The following is an 11,495-nucleotide window of genomic DNA, read 5'->3' on the forward strand; positions in this document are numbered from 1 at the left end:
GAACAAATTAATACTGCATGGCCACTATTTTGCGTTGTTGATAAACAGCAAACAATGTATCCAAAGGTGTTGGTAATGTTAGCACAAAGTTAAAGCCTATTGATTGATAAAAATCAGCTAATTCTACGTAAGCAAACGTATAAACGAGTGAGTTTTGATTAGACAAGACATGCTTTAGTAGTTGCTTTGCGAGCCCTTGACGGCGTCTATTTGGTGCAACCAGCACAGTTGATAAGAATAAATAACCGTCACGATGTTGAATTCGACATGCAGCGACAATAATCAAGTCATGGTAGGCAACCCATACTTGATCACCTTTGGTTGCTCGGCCACGGGCATTATATTGACTGTAAAACTTATTAACTAAGGGTGTTTTAATCGCCTCTAAACGCTCAAAACGTAGAGTGTCCATCAACTTTGCATCGTTGCTAAATACTGTTCAAACTGTTGTTTTAAAAACATTTGCTCTGCAACCGGACGGTTATGAATAGTATTATATATTTGCTCACGAGTAGTTTTACCGCGCTTTATTTGATAAGCCCAAAATGACGCCTCGTAATCGAGCTGTATTTGATATTTTTGCTCACGCGGCAGTAAACATAAATTAAACGACATAAATTACCTGTTATCACTGTTCATATTAATACCTAAAGTATAACAAACAACTATACCCAAACCACCTTAAGATGTGAGCGCCGTTGGAATAAAAGGCAATTTAGGCAAGATGCAAAGTTACGCCTTGATATTAAGCCCTGTGAAACGCAGAATTCTGCATCCAGGGGGGGTGGGTATAAATAAAAGAGTCTCGGCTAAACTTGCGCTTTTTAGCTTTTAAACGTAGATTGAAGGCGTTTTTCGTCCCAATATGGAAACGATGTGATTAAATATTTCTTCCAATACATCATAGTATGCAGTTTGCTTGCACCATTTGGTAGTGTTGCAAAAAACCAACATATGCTATTTAATCGCCCGGCAGACACGCCGCAAGCCAGCTATGTTATTGAGTTAATGACCCTTGCTTATAACGAACTTGGTTATGAAGTACATATTATTGACTTTAACCACCAAAGCGCTTTATCTGCTGCCAATAATGGTACTCTTGATGGTCAATTAGGGCGCGTTTCAACAATCAGCCAACAATACACAAACTTACATGCAGTAAACTTCCCACTGTTTGAATTTAATCTAGTACTTTTAAAAAACTGCCAGCAATGTACATTTGAACAAATTAACAGTATCGCCATTCAAGTTGGCTACCCTGCAGCACAAAATTACTTAGACGAGCACCCATTTATGGGGGATATAATTAAAGTGAAAAGTGTTACTGCACAGCTCAATCTACTCACTCAACAAAAAGTACAAGGGGTATTACTGCTCGATTTTTTATTATCGACGAAGCACCCTCAGTTTGATGTTAATAAATTTCAAATTGAGCTACTTGCGCCGATCCAAAGCTTTCACTTTTTGCATTCTCGCCATCGTGCGTTAATACCTAAACTCGAAGAACAACTGCATAAACTAAATGAAAACGGCACCATCAGATTGCTCAAAGCTAAATATAATCTTGATTAGAAACCAAAATCTTCCTGCTTAGGTGAAGCGGCTTGTTCAGTAAGCGCTCTGCGTTTTTGTAAGTAACGCTTATAGCGCTGTTGGCATAAACTGATGACATGTTTTTTTTCAACATTTGAAAATGAATTCCAGCCAAACCGTTCTTCGCGGCTGCGATAGCAGCCTTTGCAATAGCCGCGGTTATTCACCTCACAAATGCCTTTGCAAGGGCTTGGAATTTCAAAAATTTCAATTTGTTGCATAGCCAGCATCAGTCAATAAAGCGTGTTTTGAGTATAGCCCGTTTTTTAAACGAAAAAAAACCGTAACTTAATTACGGTTTTAAATCTATTGAACCTGAACCTTGGTTAATTTTATTGTTCGTGTTCTTTACTGTTGTACTCAGCTTTACGATGAAAAGGCTTTGCATACATAGCTAACACCAAGGGCTTTAACTCATCCGGGACATGCGCCATGCGTTGCTCAAATGACTGTGCGTCTGCTTTATCAATGACAGCTTGCTTACAACCACCGGCAATATAATTACCTGGGTGTAAAAAGAATGAGTCAATGATTTGTTCATCGATGGTTTTTGCTAACTGTTCAGGCGACTCACAGCCTGTTTCAATTGGCTGGCCAAACGCTAAATGAACATGTCCTTTGGCGGCACTAAAGCCTTCAACAATACTGGCAATATCTTCACCGGCCGATTTTACATACTGACCATGATGTTGCCTATGGTACAACTCCTTCGCTTTCGCAATTGCACACGGCTCATATTGATAAGAAATTGATACCGGCACAATTTTTAGCTCACGTACGTATTCAGAAAACTCTTTCTTTTGTTTGCGGCCATTTAATTGCAACATTTTCAGTAACGCTGGATCGGTTTGATCAAAACCATCTTTTGCACGACCTTCTTTTTGCGCAATCCAAATAGAATGACCACCAGCAAGTGAATCATAGATATACGCTGAAAGTTGTGATAATGCTTTGAGCATCTCTTTAGGTGCTTTAGCTGAGCGCTTAACAATAAAACTCTTATTAAGACGCATTAACTCCGTAATATAAGGGATCTGCAGTAGGTTATCGCCTATAGCGATACGCACTGTTTTCATATTATGGCTAAACAATCCCCAATTCACTAATGCAGGATCAAGTACGATATCGCGATGATTTGAGATAAATAAATACGCTTGTTTTGGATCCAGTTGCTCTAACCCAGAAAAAGTAACTTCTGAGGTAGTGCGCTTCACTAATAATGCTAAATACTTGGCCACCTCTTGCTGTACTTGTTCAACAGAGTTAACAGCCCCCCATTTTTTTTGTAGTTGGCGGCGAACTAAAAAACGCGCAAAAAATGGCACCGAGGATATAAAGCGCGGCAAATTATATTTTGCTAATACATCAATAAATGCGTTATCTGCAATCAAACGAGCAACTGAGTCAGCTACTTCGTCGTCGTTGTAAGGTCTTATATCGGCGTACTTATCCACTAATTCACTCATTACTGCTTCTATAAAGTTAAAAAAACGGCACGTAAAATACGTACCGTTTATATTATGCTCCCGATTATAACTCAGGCAAACTAAAATGCGAACTAACTCACACTATTGCATTTTAGTGCAAACTGAGATGCGCTCTTGAAAGTACTTATAGAACACTTAATTACGCAATGCTCTTACCAGTTACTTGACGTTTTTTTTGCCATGCTATCGCAACTAGACGCAACATCAGTATGATTAAAATTACTCCGCAAATAAAACTTAACCAGTGTGGCAACACTTCATGTTCTTCACCTAATAATGGGGTAACAACAAAACCAAACTCAGTTACTAAATAATCAGTTAAAAAACCAAAGCATAATGCAACACCGATGACGCCAGTTAAATAAGCCGCAACAGCACGTTTACCAAGCTCATTAGCCACAACACCTAAAGTAGCAATATTTGTGGCTGGTCCTGCAAGCATAAACACTAATACAGCCCCTGGAGATACCCCACTCAATAACAAACCAGCCGCAATAGGCGTCGATGCGGTGGCACAAATATACATAGGAATACTGATCAATATCACCACTAACATAGCGAGAATACCGCTACCCCACTGTGTTAAAAAGGATTCTGGCACATATGTTTGTACTAATGCCGCAAAAAATAAACCAATCATTAACCACACCATAGTATCGGATAATAGCTTGTTACAGCTAAAGCTCAGTGCTTGGCGCATCTTTTGCCATTGGCTTGGCGCTGCAACGCTTGATGTATCGCAACAACTGGTTTCAGCTGTAGGCGCTGTCGGTTTTGACGCGCAACAACTACTTTTAATTTCTGGATCTACCTGTTTAGGTGCGCAGCAACTTGCTTTAGTTTCTGACGCTGCTGCTTTCGCGGTGCAGCAACTGCTTTTAACTTCAGGCTCTAATTCTAGGTGCTGCTTATCAGTGTCACGCCCTACTAACACACCTGCCACAATGGCACTGCATATTGCGGCTATGGGGCGGATAATCGCCATAAATGGGCCTAATAACACATACGATACTGACACCGAATCAACCCCTGTTTCAGGCGTTGAAACTAAAAACGCCGTCGTAGCACTTTTTGAAGCGCCAGCTCGCCTGAGACCTATCGCCGCAGGAATAACACCACACGAACATAAAGGCATTGGTGCGCCAATTAAAGCCGCTTTTACTGTGGTCCAAAAACCTTCTTTACCTAAATGGGTATTTAAGAAATTTGCCGGTAAATACACATTTAATATCCCAGCAATGAGCAAGCCAAGCATTAGCCAAGGAGCTGATAATAGAAATAGCTGCCAAAAATTATTGAGTAAGTCCATCTATGTCCTCCAACGTGGTTAATATCGAACAGTTATCGGCAGGCTCTTCACCGCCGCAGCACCTGTCAGCCAGTATCGATAATGATTTATGAAAGCGTGTTAATTCAGCAATACGTTTTGCGACTAAATCACGTTTTTGAATTGTTAAATTTTTCACTTCATGGCATGAGTGCTGGTGCTTTTTAAACTTAATTTGCAATAATTCTTTGATCTCTGACAAACTAAAACCAACATTCTTAGCGCGTAAAATAAACTCCATTTGTTTTAATGCGGTTTCATCGTAATCACGGTAACCTGCCCCAGTTCGACTCGATGGCGTTAACAAATTATGTTTTTCATAGTATCTTAGGGTATCTGTAGAGACACCTAATTGATTAGCAAACTCACCTATTTTCACCTGTGTCTCCAATAAGAGTTTTAGCAACTGATGCCTAGTATAAACCTTAGAGTACACACCAAGGTCAAGCATTAAAATCATTTTATTTAATAAGGAAAGCGCATGAATATTACCCTTCTCGATACTGCCACATTAGCAGGCACATCACTTGAGCCTTTTCAAACGCTTGGTAATTTCACCAGCTATCCGCTAACTAGCCCTGAACAAGTATTAGCTCACAGTAGCGGAGCTCAGGTGTTGATCACCAATAAAGTGGTGCTTAATCGTGAAACGCTGGCAAAACTTCCAGAGTTGAAGCTTATCTGTGTAGCTGCAACTGGCACTAACAATGTTGATTTAGCAGCCGCTAAAGAGTTTGGTATTGCTGTGACTAATGTTGCGGGCTACTCAACGCCTTCGGTTGTTCAACATACTTTTGCGTTGATCACCAACTTACTCGGTAACACCCACCGCTATATTGCTGACTGTCAACAAGGTCTTTGGCAACAAAGCGACATGTTCTGTCGTTTGGATTATAGCTTTAATGATATTGGCGATAAAACCTTCGCTATTATCGGTTATGGCTCGCTTGGCAAAGCCGTTGCTGATGTTGCAAAGGCGTTTGGTGCAAATGTGATCATCAGTGAGCGCAAAGGTGATAAGCCAAGAGAAGGCCGCACGGAGTTTTATCAGGCAATAAAGAATGCAGATATTATCAGTATTCATTGTCCATTAACGGATGAAAGCCGAGATCTAATTGGCAGCGAAGAGCTGGCAATGATGAAACCAAGCGCCATTTTAATTAACACTGCCCGCGGTGGGATTGTTAATGAAGCACAGTTAGCGCAGGCATTAACTAATAAACAAATAGCAGGAGCTGGATTTGATGTATTAACCAAAGAGCCTGCGGCAGAGAATAACCCATTAGCCGTTTATCGTGGCGACAACTTAATTTTAACTCCCCATATAGCATGGGCAAGCGAGGAGTCAATTATTCGCTTAGTGAAACAGGTGAGCCTAAATATCAGTGCATTTAGTCAAGGCGAAAGCTTAAATAGGTTGGTGTAATAAACTAAATTTTAGCCTTTAACACTATGCAAGGTGGTTAAATACAGTTTTCCACCTTGCAAAAAACAACTAACCATATGATTTTTAATAAGTAAAAATATTGGCAGATTCTTTGCTACTAAATAAAAAATTAATAAACACTATTTAGTATCAGGATAAAATAATGAAAAAAGTACTTTTAATTGCCGCACTAACAGCTCCTTTTTTAACCGGCTGCGTGATTGCCGTATCAGACGGCGAAGCAGAAAGTCATTGGGCCGGTAATAATTCAAGCTGGGAAAAACATCATCAAGCGAATCGTGAAAAAATTGCATCACTAGCGTTAGATACCAGCTATCAGAGTGTTTTAAGCCAATTAAAAACCCCTGAATTTACAGAGTTATTAAAAAAAGAAGATGATGTATACCAAGTATTATTCTATGCAACGCACAGCATCCACTCTGACGGAAAAATGACAAAAGATGAATGTACGCCACTTGTCTTTAAAAACGACAAGTTAATTGGTGTGGGTGATAGTATTTATAATTCTCTTAACGCTATTTAAGCTCAAATCAACTAAAGAGTGAACAAACATTCACTCTTTAGTTACAGTAATGACTCACTTTTACCACTTGCGGCAATAACTCGAGCAACAATTCTGTCCCGCCCAGTATCTTTCGCCTCATATAAACCAAGATCAGCTTCTTCAAGCAAGGTATGCTCAGCATACACTTGGCCAAACTCAGTGGTAGCAATACCGATACTAATGGTAATGTGCTCAGCATTAAGTGAGGCTTTATGCGGTATCTTGAGAGCATTTACAGCACTTCTAAGCTTATTAGCAAACACCAATGCTTCTTGTTGATTGATATTAGGTAATACAGCGGCAAACTCCTCTCCACCATAGCGAGCAACAAAGTCACTACCACGTTCACATGCAGTAACTAACGCATGTGCCACTCGCTTGAGACAATCATCCCCAGCACGATGACCATAACAATCGTTATAACGTTTGAAGTGATCTATATCCATTAATAACACCGATAATGGCGTACCTGCACGGCGACTTCGGCGCCATTCTCGCGAAAGATTTTCATCTAAATAGCGACGATTGGGGATCTCCGTCAAACCATCAATTGACGCTAGCATTTCAAGCAAATCATTCTTTTGTTTGATCAGTAACTGATTACGTACCCGGGCACGCACGATAGCCGTGCTAAATGGTTTAGCAATATAATCCATCGCCCCTAATTCAAACCCTTTAGCTTCATCATCATGGCTAGTATTAGCTGAAATAAAAATGACAGGGATCGTTTGCGTACTCGGATTTTCTTTTAACTGAATTAAAACGTCATACCCATCAATTCCCGGCATCACAATATCGAGAATAATTAAATCAACTTCGGTTGATTTAACAAACGTTAAGGCTTTTTCGCCACTTTCGACCAAAAATATTTCATGATCACTCGCCAATGTTTTTTCTAACACTAATCGATTTAATGGGTCATCATCAACGATCAGTATTTTAGCTTTCTTCAACATCTGCTGATCCCTGTAGTTGAATGTATCTATTTATTTGCTCTAATTCGAACACAAGTTGAGTCAAGTCTAATTGCTCTACACTTTGCGATTTTTGCAGTTCAGTTTCTAATTGCTGAGCAACCGCACTAAGACGCTTAAATCCGAGATTTCCTGACACACCTTTGATGGTATGCACTAATCGTTCCAAGGCACTAAGCTCAGTAGAAACTTGCAATTGCTGTATATGACTATCACATAACTGAGCAAACTTATCCAACATAGTCTGTAGTAAAGTATTATCACCTGAGAATTGAGCTAATGCAAAAGAACGATCAAAAAATATAAACTGGGGTGTTTTAAGCTCATTGATTGCCGCTAATAAAGTTGCCGCAATAACAGGTTTAGTGAGATGCTTATTCATACCGGCTGCGAATGAACGCTGTTCATCAGCCAACTCACTGTGCGCCGTAAGCGCAAAAATAGGTAGCTGTTGCTTATTATAACGTTGTCGCAATAAGGTCGTTGCTTGCAAGCCATCCACTTCTGGCATCTGGACATCCATCAGGATCAAATCAGGTTTTACTTGTTCTACTAAAGCAATTCCAGCCATCGCCGAATTTGCGGTCATAACATTAATATATGCTTGGCTTAAAACATTGCTAATAATATCGAGGTTTAACTGATTATCATCAATCACTAATACGAGTAACCCAGCAACATCAATGGTTACTGCTGATGTTGCAGTATCAGGCGTATCACCTTCGTTGAGCTGTAGTAGCCGTTGTACAAGGGCAGAACTTTTAACACTGACACTATGCGTATTATGGCTGCTAGGAAGCTCGATATCGGCATCATTTTTAACAACATATAACTGGGTGTTATTTTTCAGCAACGCCGTTTTTATATTAGGCCAGTCTATAATGCTAGTTATATCAAAGTCATTTACAATAATTCGCTGCACCGCGGCAAGGTCTGTTGTATCTGTAAATTCAGATAACATACAATAACGTAGCTGCTGCAGAGACTGTAACGCTTTGGGTAAATTAATCCCCCGAGAAGAATGTATAACCAATGTATTTGGCCAACTACGCGCTGTTGATTGCTGCTCAAGCGAAAACGTCACTGTGAAGAAAAACTCACTGCCTTGGCCTTTATCACTGACTACGTTAATTTCTGCGCCCATTAATGCGAGTTCATGTTTAACAATCGCAAGCCCTAACCCCACGCCTTGATGAGCTCGAGTGAGCGATTCATCGCCTTGTGTAAATGCATCAAATAATCGACTTTGATCAGCTTTATCAATACCAACCCCAGTATCTTTTACCGTAAAGCACAGTGTTTGCTGTGTTTTAGCTATATCGTGGGCTGTTATTGTCAGTGTGATAGTGCCGTGCTGGGTAAATTTCACCGCATTCGTCAGCAAATTACCGAGTACTTGTTGCAAGCGAATATGATCACCAATCAGCTGCGGGGCGATTAACGGGTCAACCTCAATATTATAAGTGAGGCCTTTTTGCTGGCAAAGCCCGATTAATACACTTTCACAACTATCTACAAGCGCAACTAACTCAAAGTTAACCAAATCTAATTGCACTTGGTTATTCTCACTACGTGCAAAATCAAGCATCCGGTTAAGCATAGTTAATAAATTTTGCGCAGCATTTTTTGCTTGCGCCGCATGTTGCTGCTGCTGAGTAGTTAAACCTTGTTGCACAACCATATCAATCAAGCCTGTCACCGCATTAAGTGGTGTACGGATTTCATGGCTTAAATTAGCAATAAAACGACTTTTAGCCTCAGTTGCACGCTCGGCATCCTGCTTAGCTTGCGTTAAATCACTCACATCTTGAATATGAATGACATAATAATAAGGGGCTTGCTGTTCATCCCACACTAAAGAAACGCTCAATTGCCACCAAAGATTGAGCTCTTGTTGCCCTAATGTAAGGTGGTACACTTTCTTTTTTTCGTTCAGTAATAGCGCTAATAACACCGCTATTTCTTGCCATTGCTGCTGTGAGAATAACTGCTCTAATGACAAATTTGAGGATGTTTTATCAATATCAAAAATCTTTCGAGCAGTCCGGTTCAGCTGTAATACCGTATGCTCAAGTGACAATAAAATCACCCCATTGGCAGCATACTCAATCGCACTGCGAAACTTAGATTCTGAGGCCTTTAATGCCAATAATGCATCTTGCTGAGCTGTGATGTCGCGGCCAATCCCCATTGACCCCAAAAGTTGATTTTGTTCGTTATAAAATGGCGCTATTGTTAATTGAAATGTTTGCTTAGTGGTTTCAATACGTTGTTCAGCTTTCGTTTTAGTTTGTAATACTTGTTGCTCAAGCTCACTGATTTGGCCACTATCATCACTAATATCACACAGCTGATGACCAACTAGCTGCCCTTGCTCAACCCCAATATATTGCTCATAAGCACGGTTGCAGCCTAAAAATGAACCATCAATATTTTTAAAATAAATTAGATCAGGCACACTATTCAACATAGTATTTAACAAGGCTAAATGCCGTTCTTTGGCTTCATAACTGCGCGCGAGTTCTCGTGTTTTTATTTTAACTTGTTCATCAAGTTCACTATTAGCTCGCTGGAGGGAGTCAACCAACTGCTGATTTTTACTAAGCACCCATTTTATTCTGCTAAACCATGGCTGCCAGTTAGTGGGTATTTGGTAATTTGAACGGGTTTTGTAGTGCACCTCATTTTGTTCAAGGTACGACATCAAGTAAGTCATCGGTTTTACAAAAATACGCTGACTCAACCACAATAACGTACTGAACATCATTACTAAAAACACACATAAAAAAATCAGTTCAATGCCTACCTCTATCAATATAGGGGTAATTAATTCAGCATGAGACTCAAAGTAGCCAGCATAAATAGGTAGCTGCTTTTGCGCTTGCACAAAAGTGATATTACTAAGTCCAGCGCCCTTTGATATTGAGCTATTCGTAAGACTCGCCATAGGCCAATACTCTGCCAGCGGCACACCTTTAATCTCATTTAACGAACTTGCAATGATATTTTTATCGTTGTTTAAAAAGATATATTCACCATTGCTTGGAGATATTTTGTGTAGCCAACTAGAAACCGCAGCCAAGTCATAAATTAAAATAATGTAATCTTCACTGCCTTGCTCGCGCGCGCGCCCGATTGAAAAATAGTGTTTACCCGCAATTTCGATTATCGCACTTGATGACAATGAGTTATCAACAAATTTAGGGAGTAAATGGCCATCAAGTACGTGGGTTAACATTAAGCTATCCCCATCATGACGACGCTTTATATATGCAAAACCTTGTTCATTCACATAAGCAACTGCAGCTAATGATTGAATTAACGATAATGCCGTATTAAAAGCGGGACCAAGTGCAATAACTTGTTGCCATTGGGTGACTACATTGGCCGTAGAAGCAAATTTACCCTGACCGACAATTTCACCACCACCGTCAGGGATTTTCCGATAGTAATAATTGGTTTGCTGATCAATATCTGCAAGCCATTGTTGATCAAATTGATAAGAAAGAGGTTGCTCATATTGTGAGAACAAAGTGCTCAATAAATCATTAGCAGCATTCATCGCATGCTCAACTTGTGCCGCTAGATTAGTAAAATCAGCTTCACGTTTAGCAACAGCTCGGTCCAACTTAATATTGTATAAATGAAGACACAATAGAAAAGCCACCAGCAATGGCACAATAAGTGCCACTGCCAATGAACGGTAGTAATGTTTTAAAGGTAGAAAGTTCAATCTACAGCCCGTCACTTGACGCTAATTTACAAGTTAGGTTAGCGAGCCAAGTGAACCAGTGCAAGCTATAAATTTTCCTCTGCAAATGAAGCTAAGCGACTTCTTACCACACCATTTAAGTTAACCGTGGCACTGCCCTCAAAGTTTTTAAAACGCTCCACAATATAAGTTAAACCAGACGTTACTGGGGTTAAGTAATTACTATCTATTTGTGCAAGGTTACCAGAGCAAATCAGCTTAGTGCCTTCACCGCAGCGGGTAATAATCGTTTTTAGCTGCGAAGCGGTTAAGTTTTGGCTTTCATCTAAAATCACCCCCGAATTGATATAATACTATCATACCCTTAATAAACTTGAACAAAAAAGCTTTTACACACATACTCTAGCTAAG

Annotated in this window: 11 protein-coding genes and 1 pseudogene; 3 read left to right on the forward strand and 9 right to left on the reverse strand. The window is 39.9% G+C overall.

The window, feature by feature from the left end; translation table 11 throughout:
- Positions 1-7: 7 nt before the first annotated feature.
- Both PHAL_RS0109695 and PHAL_RS0109700 read right to left on the reverse strand, forming a co-directional pair.
- Positions 8-412: a GNAT family N-acetyltransferase gene (locus tag PHAL_RS0109695; RefSeq protein ID WP_016708205.1), complete on the reverse strand. Its 405-nt coding sequence runs from the start codon at positions 410-412 to the stop codon at positions 8-10.
- Positions 412-615 (reverse strand): DUF3283 family protein, encoded by a 204-nt coding sequence (locus tag PHAL_RS0109700; protein WP_016708206.1) that lies wholly within the window; start codon positions 613-615, stop codon positions 412-414. The genes PHAL_RS0109695 and PHAL_RS0109700 overlap by 1 nt, the downstream gene beginning before the upstream one ends.
- Positions 616-876: 261 nt before the next feature.
- On the opposite strand from PHAL_RS0109700, the gene PHAL_RS0109705 reads away from it, so the two are divergent.
- Complete coding sequence (locus PHAL_RS0109705; protein ID WP_029216103.1) at positions 877-1,572, forward strand: transporter substrate-binding domain-containing protein; 696 nt, start codon at positions 877-879, stop codon at positions 1,570-1,572.
- Here PHAL_RS0109705 and PHAL_RS0109710 read toward each other — a convergent pair.
- From PHAL_RS0109710 to zntR, 4 genes are all read right to left on the reverse strand, one after another.
- Entirely contained in the window at positions 1,569-1,814 is a 246-nt protein-coding gene (locus PHAL_RS0109710; protein ID WP_016708208.1) for a DUF1289 domain-containing protein, read from the reverse strand. The two genes, PHAL_RS0109705 and PHAL_RS0109710, sit on opposite strands and share 4 nt — an antisense overlap.
- A 111-nt stretch (positions 1,815-1,925) precedes the next feature.
- Positions 1,926-3,059: a 1-acyl-sn-glycerol-3-phosphate acyltransferase gene (locus PHAL_RS0109715; RefSeq protein WP_016708209.1), complete on the reverse strand. Its 1,134-nt coding sequence runs from the start codon at positions 3,057-3,059 to the stop codon at positions 1,926-1,928.
- Positions 3,060-3,219: 160 nt separating this feature from the next.
- Positions 3,220-4,389, reverse strand: coding sequence for an SO_0444 family Cu/Zn efflux transporter (locus PHAL_RS0109720; protein ID WP_016708210.1), 1,170 nt, complete (start codon positions 4,387-4,389; stop codon positions 3,220-3,222).
- A complete protein-coding gene (gene zntR / locus PHAL_RS0109725; RefSeq protein WP_016708211.1) occupies positions 4,373-4,786 on the reverse strand; it encodes a Zn(2+)-responsive transcriptional regulator in 414 nt (137 codons plus the stop codon). The genes PHAL_RS0109720 and zntR overlap by 17 nt, the downstream gene beginning before the upstream one ends.
- 102 nt (positions 4,787-4,888) lie before the next feature.
- On the opposite strand from zntR, the gene PHAL_RS0109730 reads away from it, so the two are divergent.
- Positions 4,889-5,833, forward strand: coding sequence for a D-2-hydroxyacid dehydrogenase (locus PHAL_RS0109730; protein ID WP_016708212.1), 945 nt, complete (start codon positions 4,889-4,891; stop codon positions 5,831-5,833).
- A gap of 163 nt (positions 5,834-5,996) precedes the next feature.
- On the forward strand, positions 5,997-6,377 hold the full coding sequence (locus PHAL_RS0109735) for a DUF3192 domain-containing protein (protein WP_016708213.1): 381 nt from the start codon (positions 5,997-5,999) through the stop codon (positions 6,375-6,377).
- Between the two features lie 41 nt (positions 6,378-6,418).
- Here PHAL_RS0109735 and PHAL_RS0109740 read toward each other — a convergent pair whose 3' ends face one another.
- The 3 genes and pseudogenes from PHAL_RS0109740 to PHAL_RS0109750 form a co-directional block, all read right to left on the reverse strand.
- The gene (locus PHAL_RS0109740; RefSeq protein WP_016708214.1) at positions 6,419-7,354 is read right to left on the reverse strand and encodes a diguanylate cyclase domain-containing protein; all 936 of its coding nucleotides are present in this window, start codon (positions 7,352-7,354) and stop codon (positions 6,419-6,421) included.
- Positions 7,338-11,105: a PAS domain-containing hybrid sensor histidine kinase/response regulator gene (locus tag PHAL_RS0109745; RefSeq protein ID WP_016708215.1), complete on the reverse strand. Its 3,768-nt coding sequence runs from the start codon at positions 11,103-11,105 to the stop codon at positions 7,338-7,340. Before PHAL_RS0109745 ends, PHAL_RS0109740 begins: the two co-directional genes overlap by 17 nt.
- A gap of 65 nt (positions 11,106-11,170) precedes the next feature.
- Positions 11,171-11,428 (reverse strand): annotated as a pseudogene (locus PHAL_RS0109750) (PhoH family protein); the annotation flags it as partial.
- Positions 11,429-11,495: the final 67 nt, after the last annotated feature.

The sequence above is a fragment of the Pseudoalteromonas haloplanktis ATCC 14393 genome (genome assembly GCF_000238355.1).
Classification (GTDB): domain Bacteria; phylum Pseudomonadota; class Gammaproteobacteria; order Enterobacterales; family Alteromonadaceae; genus Pseudoalteromonas; species Pseudoalteromonas haloplanktis.